The sequence below is a fragment of the Rhodococcus sp. NPDC003383 genome (genome assembly GCF_053589115.1).
The window spans coordinates 43,655-59,643 of record NZ_JBSFRG010000014.1 but is presented as its reverse complement, the minus strand read 5'-3'; the positions used below and the strand labels follow the sequence as shown (position 1 = coordinate 59,643).

The following is a 15,989-nucleotide window of genomic DNA, read 5'->3' as shown; positions in this document are numbered from 1 at the left end:
GGCGCGAAGCGCACTAGCTCGGCGTGAACTCGATGTGGAGTTCGGTGAGTCCGCGCAGCAGGAACGTGGGTTCGTAGGTGTACCGGCGGTCGGTCGCCGGCCCGTGCTCGGTTTCGGAGAGCCGGATCTCGCTCATCCGATCGAGCAGGCGATTGAGGGTGATCTGGCCTTCGATGCGGGCCAGCGGTGCCCCCGCGCACGTGTGGAGTCCGCGGCCGAACGCGATGTGGTCGTGGGCGTTCGGCCGGTCGAAGCGGAACTCGTTCGGATCCTCGAACTTGCGCGGATCACGGTTCGCGGCCGCGAGACTCAGCATCACCACGGTCCCGGCCGGGATGTCGACATCACCGATCGTGGTGGTCTTGCGGGCGAGGCGGAAATCGACCTTCGTCGGGCTGTCGAAGCGGAGGGACTCCTCGATGAAGGGCCGGATGAGGCTGCGGTCCTCACGCAGGATCTTCTGGTATTCCGGTCGCTCGCCGAGGACCCGCAGTGCCGAGCTGAGCAGCTTCGTCACGGTCTCCTGACCGGCCGCGAACAGGAAAGTCGCGGGCCGTACGACCTCGATGATCTCGGGGATCGAGCCGTCCGGGTAGGTAGCGGTGGCGAGGCCGCTGAGGATGTCGCCTCGGGGCTCGCGTCGCCGCTCGGTGAGGTAGCCGCTGAAACGATCGTCCAGGTATTCGAGCGGATTGATACCGACCGGCTCGCCGTCGAGGGCGCCGACCCGCGCGCCGGGCCGTGCGTCCGCACCCAGCGCCCGCCGGAACTCGTCGCGGTCCTCCTGCGGGACACCGAGCAGATCGGCGATGGCCAGCGTCGCAAAGGGTTTGGCGTACTCGCCGAGGAATTCACAGCGACCGTTGTCGATGAATTCGTCGAGTTGCTCGTTCGCGAGCGTCCACAGATACTCCTCGTTCTCCTTCAGGCGTTTCGGAGTGAGGAGCCGGCCCAGCAGCGCGCGGGCCTTCGTGTGATCGGGCGGATCCATCGTGACGAGGTGCTCGAAGATCGGGAACTGGTGACGGTGCGCTTCGATCTGCTCCGTGATGTCGTCGCCTTCGGGCATGAACGGTAGCGGGGGGAACGGCCCGCCGATCGAGTTGACCGCCGAGAGGGCGTCGCTGTTCTTGAAAGCCTCGACCACCTCCTGGTGGCCGGTGACGACCACGACGCCGTAGTGCGGTTCGCGGTAGACCGGGTTTCGGTCCCGGAGCTGATCGAAGTACTCGAAGGGGCTTTGTGCGACCTCTCCGTCGGAGAAGTAGTCGACTGATGCGAGATCGGTCATCGGAATGCCGGCCTTTCGATTCGGGCAGTGGCTATGTCTCGGTGAAGCTGATGGCCTGGCGAGGGCAGGCACTGGCGGCGGATTTCACCTTGGGCCACAACGCTTCCGGTGGTGATTCGTCGCAGTGGGCGAGGTCGTCGTCGCCGAGGTCGAAGACCTCCGGTGCGATCTCGGTGCACAGGGCGTGCGCCTCGCAGAGATCGTGATCGACGTGCAGTCGTATCGGTGGCATGGGTGCTCCACAGGGTGAGTGCGGGCTGGAACCGGCGGCGTGGGTGTTTCCGATCGCCCCGTCGCCGCGTCGGAGCCGAGTAACCTTGTTACTGGGCATACGATAACCGGGTTACCACTATGCGGCAAGGAAATTCACAAAATGGAGAATGCTGATGTGGAGGGCGGGGTCGACCGGACCTCGGACCGACTCCTCGACACCGTCGTCGAACTCCTCGAAAGCGGGGGATACGACGCGGTCCAGCTACGCGAGGTGGCGCGGCGCGCCCGCACCTCGCTGTCGACCATCTACAAGCGCTACCCGACGCGCGACGAGCTGATCCTCGCCGCGATCGAACGCTGGATGGCGGAGAACCACTCCGGCATCGTCAAGCAGAGCCGCGATCCCGGCGAGCCGTTGCACCCGGCGATGATGCGGGTGATGCGGGCGATCTTCGAACCGTGGGTGCAGCACCCGGCGATGCTCCTCGCCTACTTCCGGGTGCGGACCGCACCCGGCGGCGAAACCCTCGCCCTGCGGGGTTTCGACGTGGTCGTGCCGGTCGGCCAGGCGGTCCTGTCGGACGTGGACCCCGACTTCGTCGCCGAACTGGAATCGATCCTGTCGAGCCTCGTCTACGGGCTGGTGGGGCGATACCACGACGGGCACATCGCGATCACCGACATCATCCCCACGATCGATCGCACCGTCTTCTGGCTGACGACCGGATACGAATCCTCGCTCCGCAACGGAGACCCGGTGCCCACGCGCCCGGAATGAGCCCCGGGGCCGCGGTCCCATCGTCGACGCGGACGCGGTGGTGACGGTGGACACTGTGCTCCGACGTCGTGTCGTAGGGGACTCCGGGCACGTCCTACCCTGGTAGCCATGGCAGCACCCGAGCTCGCGCAGCCCGAATCCGAACCCACCTCCGCCCCACGATCGGGCACGACCGCCCTGTATGTCGTGTTCGGCGTCATTTCGGCGATCGTCGCAGCGATCGTGGTCGGACTGTCCGCGTCGCAGGCGCTCGTGCTGCTCGGTATCCCCGATCCCGGCCCGCTCACCACCTACGGGCTGCCGGCGGTCCGGGGTGTCGCGGAGATCGCCGCGGTCGCCACGATCGGTTCGCTGTTCTTCGCGGCCTTCCTCGTGCCCCCGCAACGCAGCGGCGTGCTCGACGTCGACGGCTACCGGTCGGTGCGGACCGCCGGGGCGGCGGCGCTCGTATGGGCCCTGTGCTCGGCGCTGCTGGTGCCGCTGACCCTGTCGGACACCTCCGGGCAGCCGCTCGGGGAGGCGATCAAGCCGGTGAACATGTGGCGGGCCGTCGGGCAGGTCGAGGTCGCGTCGGCGTGGGCATGGACGCTCGTCCTCACCGTCGTGCTGGCGATGCTGATCCGTTTCGCGGTGCGTTGGGCGTGGGTGCCCTACCTGCTGCTGCTGTCCTTGATCGCGCTCCTGCCGATCGCCCTGACCGGGCACTCCTCCTCGGGCGGCTCGCACGACATGGCCACCAACAGCCTCGTGCTGCACCTGGTGGCGGCCTCGGTGTGGGCCGGTGGGTTGTTCGCGTTGTTCGTGCATGCGCGCCGCGGCGGTGACCACACCGATCTCGCGGCCCGCCGGTTCTCGGTCGTCGCCGGCATCGCGTTCGTGGTGATGGCGCTGAGCGGCATCGTCAACTCCGCCGTGCGGGTGCCGTTCGACGATCTCCTGACCACGACCTACGGACGGCTCGTCATCGCCAAGGCCGTCGCCCTGATCCTGATCGGCATCCTCGGCTGGGCGCAGCGCCGCCGCGCGCTGCCGGCCCTCGAGGCCGACCCCACCAGCCGCGGCGCCCTGGTCCGGTTCGCGGCGGTGGAAACGATCCTGCTCGCGGCGACGGTCGGCCTGGCCGTCGGACTGGGACGCACCCCACCGCCCGCCCCCACGACGTCGCCGAGCGTCCTCGAGGTGGAACTCGGCTACAACCTCGACGGCCCGCCCACCTTCGCGAACCTGTTCTTCGGCCCGTGGCGGTTCGACCTGATCTTCGGCACCGCGGCCGTCGTGCTCGCCGCCGCGTACGCGCTCGGCATGTGGACGCTGCGCAAGCGCGGCGACTCCTGGCCGGTGGGCCGGGCGATCGCCTGGTTCAGCGGATGCTTCGTGCTGCTGGTCGCGACGTCCTCGGGTGTCGGGATGTACTCGCCGGCGATGTTCAGCGTCCACATGGGCGCGCACATGGCGATGTCGATGCTCGCTCCCGTGCTGCTCGCGCTCGGCGGTGCGATGACGCTCGCGCTGCGCGCGTTCAAGCCGGCCGGCCGCGACGGGGCGCCCGGCCCGCGCGAGTGGATCCTCGAATTCCTGCACAGCCCGCCGTCACGGTTCTTCACCCATCCGCTCGTGGCGTCGGTGATGTTCGTCGGCGGCTTCTACGCGCTGTACCTGGGTGGCATCTTCGAATCCTCCGTCGACAGTCACGCCGCGCACGTGCTGATGAACCTGCACTTCCTGATGAGCGGCTACCTCTTCTACTGGGTGGTGATCGGCGTCGACCCGTCCCCGCGGGACGTGCAGCCGGTGACGAAGCTGGCGATGGTGTTCGGTTCGCTGCCGTTCCACGCGTTCTTCGGCGTCACGCTCATGAGCATGGGCACGGTGATGGCCGAGACGTACTACCGCGGCCTGGCGCTGCCGTGGAACGAAGACCTGTTCTCCGACCAGAAGGTCGGCGGCAGCATCGCGTGGTCCGCGGGCGAGATCCCGCTGGTGCTGGTGATGCTCGCGCTGCTCGTGCAGTGGTCGCGCAGCGACGAACGCGTCGCGCGGCGCGTCGACCGGGCGGCGGAGCGGGACCACGACGCCGAACTCGCCGCGCACAACGCGATGTTCGCCGAACTCGCCCGCCGCGACCGCGAAGGCCGCTGAGAACCGGACACCGAACCGGTCCGCGTCTGCCACGCTGAGAGCGGCAGATCGGCGGACACGGGGGTGGGAGATGGGTCGGGTGCGGGTCGGGCTCGCGACGGTTCTGGGCGCGGTGGTCCTCTGTGCGGCGCTGTCGCCGACGGCCGGTGCCGACCCGGTCCCCGGCTCGGTGATCGACGTGCGGCCGCTGCCCGCCGAGCTGTCGGTGCCGGGGGCCGCGGTCGCCGAGCGCATCGAATACCGCACGCAGTGGCGGTCGGGTGCCCCGGCCGTCGGGACCGGGGTGCTGTTCCTGCCGCCGGGCCCCGCACCCGCCGAGGGCCGTCCGGTGGTGGCGTGGGCGCACGGGACGTACGGCATCGCCGACGACTGCGCACCGTCGGTGCGACCGCGCGGACCCCGCGACACCGCCTACCTCGATCACTGGCTCGCGCAGGGATACGCGGTGGTCGCGGCGGACTATCCCGGGCTGGGGACCGAGGGCATCCACACCTACCTGGACGGTCCGAGCGCCGCGAACAGCATCGTCGACATCGTCCGCGCGGCCCGCGCGGTCGAACCCTCGCTGTCGGACCGCTGGGTGGTGATCGGCCAGTCCCAGGGCGGGCACGCGGCCCTGCACACCGCGCACGCGGCCACCGCCCGCGCCCCCGAACTGGACTTCCGGGGCATGGTCGCGACGGGCGCGCCGTCGAACCTCGAGCTGCTGTACCCGCTCGGTTTCCCCGGTTTCCCCGACCTCGGTCTCGAGGGGCTGACCGCCTACACCGGCTACCTGTTCGCGGGGCTCCGGGCGGCACGCTCCGACCTGGACGTGAACAGCTTTCTCTCACCTCGCGGTGTCGAGCTGCTCGAGGCCGCCGAGACGCTCTGCTACGAGGAGTTCGACGAGCGGTACGGAGACGTGAAGGTGGGGGAGTTGCTCTCCCGGCCGCTCTGGGACGAACGGTTCCGGTCGGTGTTCGCCGACTACGTGGGGGTTCCGACCCGCGGCTACGACCGTCCCCTGTTCATCGGCCAGGGGGTGCGCGACACGATGGTGCCGCCGCCGCTGTCGGTGAAGCTGGCCGCCGACCTCACCGCGGGCGGCGCCGACCTGCGGTTCCGGCCGTATCCGGGCGATCACGACGACACGATGTTCGCGTCGCTGCCGGACACGACGCCGTTCGTGGCGGGGTTGTTCGCCGGATAGCTACTCCGGCCGTGCGTGCGCTCGCGGGCCGGGGAGAAAGTCCAGGATGTGGGTTCCCACGCCCGGCCCGATACGCTGGTACGCATGGCGGAGTTTATCTACACGATGAAGAAGGTGCGCAAGGCGCACGGTGACAAGGTCATCCTCGACGATGTCACCATGAGCTTCTACCCGGGAGCCAAGATCGGTGTCGTCGGACCGAACGGCGCGGGCAAGTCGTCGATCCTGAAGATCATGGCCGGGCTGGATCAGCCCAGCAACGGCGAGGCATTCCTCGACCCGGAAGCGACCGTCGGCATCCTGCTGCAGGAACCTCCGCTCAACGAGGAGAAGACGGTCCGGGGCAACGTCGAGGAGGGTCTCGGCGAGATCAAGGTCAAGCTCGACCGGTTCAACGAGATCGCCGAGCTCATGGCCACCGACTACTCGGACGAGCTGATGGAGGAGATGGGCAAGCTCCAGGAGGAGCTCGACCACGCCAACGCGTGGGACATCGACTCGCAGCTCGAGCAGGCGATGGACGCGCTGCGCTGCCCGCCGCCGGACGAGCCGGTCACCCACCTCTCCGGTGGTGAACGCCGCCGTGTCGCGCTGTGCAAGCTGCTGCTGAGCAAGCCGGACCTGCTGCTCCTCGACGAGCCCACCAACCACCTCGACGCCGAGTCCGTGCTGTGGCTCGAGCAGTTCCTCGCGTCCTACCCGGGCGCAGTGCTGGCCGTCACCCACGACCGGTACTTCCTCGACCACGTCGCGCAGTGGATCTGTGAGGTCGACCGCGGCAAGCTGCATCCCTACGAGGGCAACTACTCCACCTACCTGGAGAAGAAGGCAGAGCGCCTCGAGGTGCAGGGCAAGAAGGACCAGAAGCTCCAGAAGCGCCTCAAGGAGGAGCTTGAGTGGGTCCGCTCCGGCGCCAAGGCCCGGCAGACCAAGAACAAGGCGCGTCTGGCCCGCTACGAGGAGATGGCCGCCGAAGCCGAGAAGCACCGCAAGCTCGACTTCGAGGAGATCCAGATCCCGACGCCGCCGCGCCTGGGCAACGTCGTCGTCGAGGTCGAGCACCTGGACAAGGGCTTCGACGGCCGGGTTCTCATCAAGGACCTGTCGTTCACCCTGCCGCGCAACGGCATCGTCGGTGTGATCGGCCCCAACGGCGTCGGCAAGACCACCCTGTTCAAGACCATCGTCGGTCTCGAGCAGCCCGATTCGGGCACCGTCAAGGTCGGCGAGACCGTCAAGCTCAGCTACGTCGACCAGACCCGCGCGAACATCGACCCCAAGAAGACCGTGTGGGAGGTCGTCTCGGACGGGCTCGACTTCATCGAGGTCGGCCAGAACGAGATGCCGTCGCGCGCGTACGTGTCGGCGTTCGGGTTCAAGGGCCCGGATCAGCAGAAGCCGGCGGAGGTTCTTTCCGGTGGTGAGCGCAACCGCCTGAACCTCGCGCTGACCCTCAAGGAGGGCGGCAACCTGATCCTGCTCGACGAGCCGACCAACGACCTCGATGTCGAAACCCTCAGCTCGCTGGAGAACGCGCTGCAGCAGTTCCCGGGTTGCGCCGTCGTGATCTCCCACGACCGCTGGTTCCTGGACCGCACCTGCACCCACATCCTCGCGTGGGAGGGCAACGTCGAGGAGGGCAAGTGGTTCTGGTTCGAGGGCAACTTCGAGGCGTACGAGGCCAACAAGATCGAGCGTCTCGGCGCCGAGGCCGCCCGCCCGCACCGGGTCACCCACCGGAAGCTGACGCGTGACTGACCCGCGCGTGGCCGACCGGGGCGGCAAGGCGTTCGCCTGCGAGCTCGAGGTGCGCTGGGCCGATTCCGATCGGCTCGGGCACGTGAACAACACCAAGTTCGTCGAGTACATGCAGGAGGCGCGGATCAAGTTCTTCCGATCCGCACCGTTCGAGCCCCTGCCGGTCGTCGTGCGCAAGACCGACGTGGAATTCCTGCGGCCGCTCAAGGACGAGTCGGGTCCGATCACCGTCACGGTGACGGTGCTGCGGCTCGGCACCACGTCCTACACGCTCCGGCACGTCGTCACCGACGTGCACGGCAACGTGTGCGGACTCGGTGACGCGGTGCTGGTCGGGTTCGACCCGGCCACCGACTCCGCCCGGGCGCTCACCGACGACGAGCGCCGGATGCTCGGCGAATACCTGGCCGTAGCCGTCGGCTGACGCTCGTTTCCCTCCTCGGACGCCACGCCGCGGATAGGCTCGACTTCGGGCCTGTCCGCGGCGTTCGCGTTTGCGCAGCAGATCCGAGTGAGGAGGGTCATCATGGCCGAGTCGCCTGCATCGCAGCATGTTTCGTCGGATGTCGAGGTACTGGAACGGGCATATCGACAGGGCGGCGGCGAGCTCACCGATCTGCGCCGTGCGATTCAGGCGCATCTGGAACTGGGCCGGCACCGCCCGTCGGGTACCGCCGTGACGCACGTGTACCGGGCCGGGCGCCGCGACGGGATCGGTCCGGCAGTGCAGATCGTCACCGACGACATGCCGCTGTTGGTGGAGTCGGTGACGTCCCTGCTGGAGCGCCTCGGTGTCACCGTCGGCGAGGTCGTGCACCCGATCTTCGGGGCCCGGCGCGGACCGACGGGGGAGCTGGTCGCGCTGACCACCGTCCCGGCGGGAGCCGACGACGCCACCGCCGAATCGTGGATCCACGTGCAGCTGCACCCCACCACGACCGATTCGGCGCTCGACGCCGTGGACGCCGAGCTTCCGGTGGTGCTCGCCGATGTCCGCCAGGTGGTGACGGACACCGACGCCATGCAGGATCGCAGCCGCGAACTCGAGGCGTACCTGGAGGCGCTCGCCACCGACCCGCCGGGCGCGCGCACCGCCGAGGAGCTGACCGAGACGGCGGCGCTGCTGCGCTGGCTGGGGGAGGGTAACTACGCCCTCCTCGGCTACCGCCAGTACAACCTCGGGGACCCGGACGAGCACGGTGCGCGCCCGATCCACCCGGTACCGGGCAGCGGCCTCGGTCTGCTCCGCGACCAGGTGACACACGATCCGATCGATCTGCCGGCCGTCGCGGAACCGGCGGACCGTCCGCTGCTGGTGCTCACCGAGGGCTCGCTGCCGGCGACCGTGCACCGGTCGGTGTACCCGTACTTCGTGGACGTGGCGAACCTCGACGACGACGGCCGCATCGTCGGCGAGCACCGGTTCCTCGGGGTGCTCACGGTCACCGCACTGCACGAGAACGTCCTCGACATCCCGATGCTGTCGCGCCGGGTACGCGGTGCCATCGCCCGGGCGGGCGTGCCGATGTCCTCGTTCACCGGGCAGGCGATGCTCGAGATCATCCAGTCGATGCCGCGGATCGAGTTGTTCTCGATGAACACCGACACCCTGTACCGGACCGTGTCCTCGGTCGTGGGGATGCGTCGTCAGGTCCGGCTGTTCGTGCGCGTCGATCCGTTCGGCCGGTACGTCTCGTGCCTGGTGTATCTGCCGCGCGACCGCTACACGACCCGCGTCCGCGTCGCGATGCAGCAGATACTGTTGCGCGAATTCGGCGGGGGGACACTCGATTACACGGCCCGTGTCACCGAGGGTGATCTTGCGCAGCTGCACGTGACGATCCGTTCGGCGGTCGGTGCACCCGACGTCCGGGTCGACACGACCGAAGCCGAACGGCTGCGCATCCAGGGTCTGCTCGCCGAGGCCAGCCGCAGCTGGGACGACCGGCTCGCCGAGATCGCCGCGGACGACCCGACCATCGATCCTGCGCTCGTGAAGCGCTATTCGGACGTCTTTCCCGACGCGTACAAGGAGGACTTCGACCCGGCGCACGCCCTCGCCGACGTGGCGCGCCTCGAGGCGTTGCGGGCGGACTCGATCGACATGCTGCTGTACCGCCCCGACGACGCCGTGCCGCGCCGGTGGCGTTTCGCGCTTTACATCGGCAGCGAGGGCATCACGCTGAGCCGGGTGCTGCCGGCGCTGCAGAGCCTCGGTGTCGACGTCGTCGACGAGCGGCCGTACCAGATCATCCGCGCGGACCGGATGAGTTGCTGGATATACGATTTCGGGCTCGACATGCCGGTCGACGTAGACCCGGAATCCGCGATGCCGCAACGCTTCACCGACGCATTCGAGGCGGTGTGGCACGGGGCGGTCGCCGGCGACCGGTTCAACGAACTGGTCCTGCGCGCGGGGCTGACCTGGCGTCGGGCCGCGATGCTGCGCGCCTACGCGAAATACCTGAAGCAGGCGGGCTTCCCGTACAGCGAGTACCGCATCGCCGGGGTGCTGCTCGCCGCCCCGGGCACCACCGGTCTGTTCGTCGAACTGTTCGAGACGATGTTCGATCCGGAACTGCTCCCGGCGGTCTCGGCGGCCCGTGAACGCGACCTCGTCGCGGCACTCGAGCGGGCGATCGACGCCGTCACGGGTCTCGACGCCGACCGCATCCTGCGCGGGCTGTTCGCGCTGATCCGGGCCACCCTGCGCACCAACTACTTCGTTCCGGTCGACGACCGGGACGCGATGAGACGCATCCTGACGTTCAAGCTCGATCCCAGCGAGATCGACGAACTACCGCGTCCCCGGCCGAAATTCGAGATGTTCGTCTATTCGCCCGAAGTCGAGGGTGTGCACCTGCGGTTCGGTCCGGTCGCGCGTGGCGGGCTGCGCTGGTCCGACCGCCGCGAGGACTACCGCACCGAGATCCTCGGTCTCGCCAAGGCTCAGGCCGTCAAGAACGCGGTGATCGTGCCGGTCGGCGCCAAGGGCGGCTTCGTGGTCAAGAAGCCCGTCGCCCCCACCGGGGACCCCGCGGTCGACCGTGTCGCCGTCCGCGTGCAGGGCGAACGCTGCTACCGCCGGTTCGTCGGCGGCATGCTCGAGATCACCGACAACCTCGACCGAGGCACCAACCAGGCGATTCCGCCCGCCCGGGTCGTGCGCCGCGACGGCGACGACCCCTACCTCGTCGTCGCCGCGGACAAGGGCACCGCGTCGTTCTCCGACCTCGCCAACGAGGTTGCGCGCGAGCATCGCTTCTGGCTCGACGACGCGTTCGCCTCGGGGGGTTCGGCCGGATACGACCACAAGGCGATGGGCATCACCGCGCGCGGGGCGTGGGAGAGCGTCAAACGCCACTTCGCCGAATTCGGTCTCGACACGCAGACACAGGACTTCACCGTCGTCGGCATCGGCGACATGAGCGGTGACGTGTTCGGCAACGGCATGCTGCTCAGCGAGCACATCCGGCTCGTCGCTGCGTTCGACCACCGGCACATCTTCCTCGACCCGGACCCCGACGCGGCCCGCTCCTACGCCGAACGACGCCGGCTGTTCGAACTGCCCCGGTCCTCCTGGGCGGACTACGACCCGAAGCTGATCGGTACCGGCGGTGGGGTGTGGGAACGCACCCGCAAGTCGATTCCGCTCGCGCCGGAGGCCCGGGCTGCGCTGGGCCTACCCGACGAGGTCACCGAACTGCCTCCGCCCGAGCTGATCCGCGCGATCCTGCGCGCCCCCGTCGACCTGCTGTGGAACGGCGGCATCGGCACCTACGTCAAGGCCCACACCGAAACGCACGCGGACGTCGGAGACAAGAGCAACGACGCGGTCCGCGTCGACGGCGACGAGATCCGGGCGCGGGTGGTGGGGGAGGGCGGCAATCTCGGTGTGACCCCCCGCGGCCGCATCGAATACGCCCGCGCCGGCGGCAAGATCAACACCGACGCGATCGACAACTCCGCCGGGGTGGACTGCTCCGACCACGAGGTCAACATCAAGATCCTGCTCGATTCGATGGTCGCCGCCGGGGAACTGCCGGAGTCCGAACGCAATCCGCTGCTCGAATCCATGACCGACGAGGTCGCCCGGCTCGTCCTCGCCGACAACATCGCCCAGAACGGGGTGCTCGGCGTGTCCCGGGCGTCGGCACCGGCGCTCCTCGGGGTGCACCAGCGCCTGATCAACGCCCTCGTCGCCGAACGCGGCCTCGACCGGACCCTCGAGGCGCTGCCGGACAACGAGGAGATCGAACAGCGGCTCGAGGCCGGTGAAGGACTGACCTCACCCGAGTTGTGCACGTTGCTCGCCCACGTCAAACTCGCCCTCGTCGAGGACCTGCTCGAGACCGACCTGCCCGACAGCGAAACGTTCGCCACCCGGCTGCCCGGCTACTTCCCGGAGCCGCTGCGGCAGCGGTTCCGCAACGGAATCAAGGCGCATCCGCTGCGCCGGCAGATCGTCGCGACGATCCTCGCGAACGAGACCGTCGACAACGGCGGCATCACCTACGTGTACCGGCTGAGCGAGGACGCCGGGGCGTCGAGCACGGACGCGATCCGTGCCTACGCGGCCGCCACCGAGATCTTCGGGCTGCCGCAGTTGTGGACGCGCATCCGCAGCGCCGACATCCCCACCGACGTCGCCGACGACCTGCTGCTCGAATCCAACCGGGTGCTGGACCGGGCGTCGCGGTGGCTGCTGTCGAACCGGCCGCAGCCGCTGGCCGTCGGCGCCGAGATCGCCCGCTACCGGGCGCCGTTCGCGCAGCTGGCCCCGCGGGTGGGGGAATGGATGCGCGGCCACGTCCGCGAGGACCTCGGCGACCGGATGGCGCCGCTGCTCTCCCGGGGTGCCCCCCGCGCACTCACCGAGGACGTGTTCCGACTGCTCGACCAGTTCCCGCTGCTCGACGTCATCGACATCGCCGACATCGTCGAACGCGACGAGGAGATCGTCGCCGAGCTGTACTACGCGATGGACGCGCACCTCGGTGTCGACCGGCTGCTGTCGGCGGTCTCCGAACTCGACCGGGGCGACCGGTGGCATTCGCTCGCGCGGCTCGCGCTGCGCGACGAACTGTACGGATCGTTGCGGGCGTTGACCCGGGACGTGCTCGCCGGCGCCGAACCGGAGGAGACCAGCGTCGAGATGATCGAGGACTGGGAGCTGTCGAACGGGTCGCGGCTCGTGCGTGCGAGGGCGGCGCTCGAGGAGATATTCGCATCTGGAAACCTGGACCTGGCCACGCTGCTGGTGGCGGCACGGCAGATCAGGACCATGGTGCGCGCGGGTGCACCCGATCGGAGGTAGCACGTGAAGGATGCGGCGGAGCAGTTCGGGTTCCGGACCGAGGTGGTGGTGCGCTGGTCCGACATGGACGTGTTCCAGCACGTCAACCACGCGCGGATGGTGACCCTGCTCGAGGAGGCCCGCATCCCGTGGCTGTTCGCCGACGGCCGGCCCACCGTGAACCTGCGCGACGGAGCCGTCATCGCCGACCTGCACGTGCGGTACCGGGGCCAGCTGCGGCACGAGGACAGCCCGCTGGACGTGGTGATGTGGACCGAACAGGTGCGCGCCGTCGACTTCACGATCGGCTACGAGGTGCGGCCCGGTGGCGCGCCCGTCGATACGCCGCCGTCGATCGTCGCGTCGACGCAGATCGCCGCGTTCGACATCGACACCCAGAAGCTGCGCCGACTCACTGCCCCCGAACGAGAATTCCTGCAGCGGTGGCGCCGTGGCTGAGCCGGGACACGCCGAACGGCAGGTCCACATCCCGGACGCGGACGACCGGGCCGACCTGGCGACCTTCCTCGGGCGGGCACTGCGGCTCGACGAATCGACCGTCGTGCGGTTGCACCGCCGGCGCGACGGCCTGCTCGCGGCGTGGGTGCGCACCGGGTTCGACGCCCTGGCCGTGCGAGTGCTGCGCGGTACCGTCACCCCCGCCGACACGTGCGTGGCCGCGGACGGACTGCGTGCGGCACTGACCGCACCCGATGCGGGGGAGAACATCGACCCCGGCTGGGCGGTCGATTCGGCCTGGCGGGGGTCGCTGCCACCGGAGGACGGTTACGTCCACGTCGACGACGTTCCCGCGCGTGTGCTCGTCGATCTCGCCCAGCGCGGCGTCGCGGCGACCCGGGAACAGGGGGCGCAGGGACCGCCGGTGTCGTTGCTCGCGCAGGAGGTGCTCGAGGTCACCGGCGGCGGCCTCACGGTCGGGGTGCCCATGCGGCTGGTGTTCGCGCTCAACGGCATGGGTTTCGTGCCCGTCGGTCCGGCGGGCGCCACCGCGGAGATCGACCTCGCGCGCATCGACCCCGCCGAGGTGGTGCGGGTGCGGGCCACCGCGACGTGGCTGCGGCTCGACGCCCGCTACGGTTCGGTGTACCTGCGACGCGGCGGGGGAATTGGTCTGAACGTGTTGTGACGCAAAGCTTTTCGTAACCGTGGCGGCCGTTCCGGTGTCACAGCAACCAGGCCGCGCTGTTCGGCGGCAGGTGGGTGTCCGCACCCGGTGCGCTGGCGAGCAGCACCGCACCCGGGGGCAGCGGCACCGGATCGTCCGTGGTGTTGAGCGCGCACGTCAGCCCGCCCTGCCGCCGGAACGCCAGGCAGCCGGGTGGGCTTCCGTACCAATCGATCCCGCCGGACAACTCCGGGCGGCGACGGCGCAGCTCGAGCGCCGCCCGGTACAGCGACAGCATCGACGTCACGTCCTCGAGTTGGTGTTCGGCGGTCAGCTCCGCCCAGTCCTCCGGCTGCGGTAACCAGCCCTGCGCGGCCGAGGTGAACCCGAACGGCGGCCGGTCGCCCTCCCACGGCAGCGGAACCCGGCAGCCGTCGCGACCGCGGTCCGTGTACCCGGACCTCTTCCACACCGGATCCTGCAGGGCCTCGTCGGGCAGGTCGACATCGGCGAGCCCGAGTTCGGCTCCGTTGTAGACGAACACCGCCCCCGGCAGCGCCAGTTCGACGAGCAGCATCGCCCGGGCCCGCGCGATCCCGGCCGGACCGCCGCCGAACCTGGTGACCTCCCGGGAGACGTCGTGATTGGACAGCGTCCACGTCGGGGTTCCCTGCACCGGAGCGACCGCGGCGAGCGAACCCTCGATCGCCTCCCGGATCGCGGTCGCGTCCCACCCGGTCAGCGCGAGGTGGAAGTCGAATCCGAGATGCAGCTCGTCCGGGCGCAGGTACTCCGCGAACCGCTGCGGGTCGTGCACCCAGATCTCGCCGATCGCCACTGCGTGCGGGTACTCGTCGAAGACCTTCCGGATCCGCCGGTGGATGTGGTGCACGTTCGGATCGTTGAACCGCGGATCGGTGTCGAAGTGCGAGAGCAGCTTGTTCGACTGCCACCCGTCGTGGTCCGGCAGGCCGTCCGGTTTGGCCATGCCGTGCGCGACGTCGATGCGGAAGCCGTCGACGCCCCGATCCAGCCAGAACCGCAGGGTCCGTTCCAGATCCGCGAAGACCTCTTCGTTGCCCCAGTTGAGGTCGGGTTGTTCGGGGGCGAACAGGTGCAGATACCACTGGCCGGGGGTGCCGTCGGGTTCGGTGATCCGCGTCCAGGCGGGACCGCCGAAGATGCTCGGCCAGTTGTTCGGGGGCTCGTCGCCGCCGGGGCCCCGGCCGTCGCGGAAGTGGTAGCGGGCGCGTTCGCGGCTGCCCGGCGGTGCGGCGAGGGCGGCGCGGAACCACGGGTGCTCGTTGCTGGTGTGGTTCGGCACCAGATCCATCACGACGCGGATCCGCCGGGCATGCGCCTCCCGGACCAGCTCGTCGAAGTCGTCGAGATCGCCGAACAGCGGATCGATGTCCCGGGGATCGGACACGTCGTAACCGTGATCGGCCATGGGGGACCGCATCACCGGGTTCAGCCAGATCGCGTCGACACCGAGCAGTTCGACGTAACCGAGGCGCTCACGGATGCCGGCGAGATCGCCGACACCGTCACCGTTCGCGTCGGCGAACGACCGCGGATAGATCTGGTAGAAGACGGCATCGCGCCACCAGGGCACCGGAACAGGAGGTGCCGGGGACGACGTGCTCTGCGGCCTTGACACGCAAACATGGTGTCAAATCTCGGCCGCGGGTGTCGTGGGAGGCGAGTCACGAGGTCGCGGCCGGGGGACCCCGCGTGATAGGACGATCGGCATGAAACGGACATCCGTGGTGGCTGCCCGCCTCGACGACGTCGAGCTCGCCGACGACCCGATCGACCCCGCCTGGATCATCGCGGGCGACCCCCGCGCGCGCTGCGGCCAGTGGTCGACCAGCACGGATCGGACCACGACGACGCACGTCTGGGACTGCACCGCGGGCCGGTTCAACTGGTACTTCGCCGTCGACGAGATCGTGCACATCGTCGACGGCGCCGTCACCGTGTCCGCCGACGACTTCCCGCCCCGCACGTTGCGTGCCGGGGACGCCGCCCTGTTCCGCGCCGGAACCTGGGCGGTCTGGCAGGTCCCCGAATACGTGCGCAAGCACGCGATCCTGCGCCGGAACCTCCCCGCGCCGATCGCGTTCGCGCTGCGCGTCGTGACCAGAATCCGGTCGGTGCTCGGCCGCGGCTGAGCCGCCGAACTGCGCCGGAAGG

General features: G+C 69.3%; 12 protein-coding genes. 9 read left to right on the top strand and 3 right to left on the bottom strand.

Going from position 1 to position 15,989, the window contains the following annotated elements:
* Positions 1–13: 13 nt before the first annotated feature.
* Both ACWDTS_RS14370 and ACWDTS_RS14365 read right to left on the bottom strand, forming a co-directional pair.
* On the bottom strand, positions 14–1,291 hold the full coding sequence (locus tag ACWDTS_RS14370) for a cytochrome P450 (protein ID WP_450118459.1): 1,278 nt from the start codon (positions 1,289–1,291) through the stop codon (positions 14–16).
* Positions 1,292–1,322: 31 nt separating this feature from the next.
* Entirely contained in the window at positions 1,323–1,523 is a 201-nt protein-coding gene (locus ACWDTS_RS14365; RefSeq protein WP_450109443.1) for a ferredoxin, read from the bottom strand.
* Positions 1,524–1,664: 141 nt separating this feature from the next.
* Between ACWDTS_RS14365 and ACWDTS_RS14360 the strand changes: the two genes are divergently transcribed.
* The 8 genes from ACWDTS_RS14360 to ACWDTS_RS14325 all read left to right on the top strand — a co-directional run bounded on the left by ACWDTS_RS14360 (position 1,665) and on the right by ACWDTS_RS14325 (position 13,814).
* A complete protein-coding gene (locus ACWDTS_RS14360; protein ID WP_450118458.1) occupies positions 1,665–2,282 on the top strand; it encodes a TetR family transcriptional regulator in 618 nt (205 codons plus the stop codon).
* Positions 2,283–2,390: 108 nt separating this feature from the next.
* Entirely contained in the window at positions 2,391–4,421 is a 2,031-nt protein-coding gene (locus ACWDTS_RS14355; protein WP_450118457.1) for a cytochrome c oxidase assembly protein, read from the top strand.
* A 70-nt stretch (positions 4,422–4,491) separates the two neighbouring features.
* Positions 4,492–5,613, top strand: a complete 1,122-nt coding sequence (locus ACWDTS_RS14350; protein ID WP_450118456.1) for a lipase family protein — start codon at positions 4,492–4,494, stop codon at positions 5,611–5,613.
* An 84-nt stretch (positions 5,614–5,697) separates the two neighbouring features.
* Positions 5,698–7,371, top strand: coding sequence for an energy-dependent translational throttle protein EttA (ettA, locus tag ACWDTS_RS14345; protein ID WP_450109447.1), 1,674 nt, complete (start codon positions 5,698–5,700; stop codon positions 7,369–7,371).
* The gene (locus ACWDTS_RS14340; RefSeq protein ID WP_450109448.1) at positions 7,364–7,795 is read left to right on the top strand and encodes an acyl-CoA thioesterase; all 432 of its coding nucleotides are present in this window, start codon (positions 7,364–7,366) and stop codon (positions 7,793–7,795) included. The genes ettA and ACWDTS_RS14340 overlap by 8 nt, the downstream gene beginning before the upstream one ends.
* A gap of 102 nt (positions 7,796–7,897) precedes the next feature.
* Positions 7,898–12,688 carry an NAD-glutamate dehydrogenase gene (locus ACWDTS_RS14335; RefSeq protein ID WP_450118455.1) on the top strand — a complete coding sequence of 1,597 codons (4,791 nt, stop codon included), beginning with the start codon at positions 7,898–7,900 and terminating at the stop codon, positions 12,686–12,688.
* 3 nt (positions 12,689–12,691) lie between these two features.
* Entirely contained in the window at positions 12,692–13,126 is a 435-nt protein-coding gene (locus ACWDTS_RS14330; protein WP_197251997.1) for an acyl-CoA thioesterase, read from the top strand.
* Positions 13,119–13,814 carry a hypothetical protein gene (locus tag ACWDTS_RS14325; protein WP_450109450.1) on the top strand — a complete coding sequence of 232 codons (696 nt, stop codon included), beginning with the start codon at positions 13,119–13,121 and terminating at the stop codon, positions 13,812–13,814. The genes ACWDTS_RS14330 and ACWDTS_RS14325 overlap by 8 nt, the downstream gene beginning before the upstream one ends.
* A gap of 37 nt (positions 13,815–13,851) precedes the next feature.
* Here ACWDTS_RS14325 and ACWDTS_RS14320 read toward each other — a convergent pair whose 3' ends face one another.
* A complete protein-coding gene (locus tag ACWDTS_RS14320; protein WP_450118454.1) occupies positions 13,852–15,453 on the bottom strand; it encodes a glycoside hydrolase family 13 protein in 1,602 nt (533 codons plus the stop codon).
* A 91-nt stretch (positions 15,454–15,544) separates the two neighbouring features.
* Here ACWDTS_RS14320 and ACWDTS_RS14315 point away from each other — a divergent pair, with 91 nt between their 5' ends.
* Positions 15,545–15,967 carry a cupin domain-containing protein gene (locus ACWDTS_RS14315; RefSeq protein WP_450118453.1) on the top strand — a complete coding sequence of 141 codons (423 nt, stop codon included), beginning with the start codon at positions 15,545–15,547 and terminating at the stop codon, positions 15,965–15,967.
* The last annotated feature ends 22 nt before the right edge of the window (positions 15,968–15,989 follow it).

Excerpts from the sequence above, each read along its gene's own strand:
- ACWDTS_RS14370 (WP_450118459.1), bottom strand. The coding sequence starts at position 1,291 with ATGACCGATCTCGCATCAGTCGACTACTTCTCCGACGGAGAGGTCGCA.
- ACWDTS_RS14365 (WP_450109443.1), bottom strand. The coding sequence starts at position 1,523 with ATGCCACCGATACGACTGCACGTCGATCACGATCTCTGCGAGGCGCAC.
- ACWDTS_RS14360 (WP_450118458.1), top strand. The coding sequence starts at position 1,665 with ATGGAGAATGCTGATGTGGAGGGCGGGGTCGACCGGACCTCGGACCGA.
- ACWDTS_RS14355 (WP_450118457.1), top strand. The coding sequence starts at position 2,391 with ATGGCAGCACCCGAGCTCGCGCAGCCCGAATCCGAACCCACCTCCGCC.
- ACWDTS_RS14350 (WP_450118456.1), top strand. The coding sequence starts at position 4,492 with ATGGGTCGGGTGCGGGTCGGGCTCGCGACGGTTCTGGGCGCGGTGGTC.
- ettA (WP_450109447.1), top strand. The coding sequence starts at position 5,698 with ATGGCGGAGTTTATCTACACGATGAAGAAGGTGCGCAAGGCGCACGGT.
- ACWDTS_RS14335 (WP_450118455.1), top strand. The coding sequence starts at position 7,898 with ATGGCCGAGTCGCCTGCATCGCAGCATGTTTCGTCGGATGTCGAGGTA.
- ACWDTS_RS14315 (WP_450118453.1), top strand. The coding sequence starts at position 15,545 with ATGAAACGGACATCCGTGGTGGCTGCCCGCCTCGACGACGTCGAGCTC.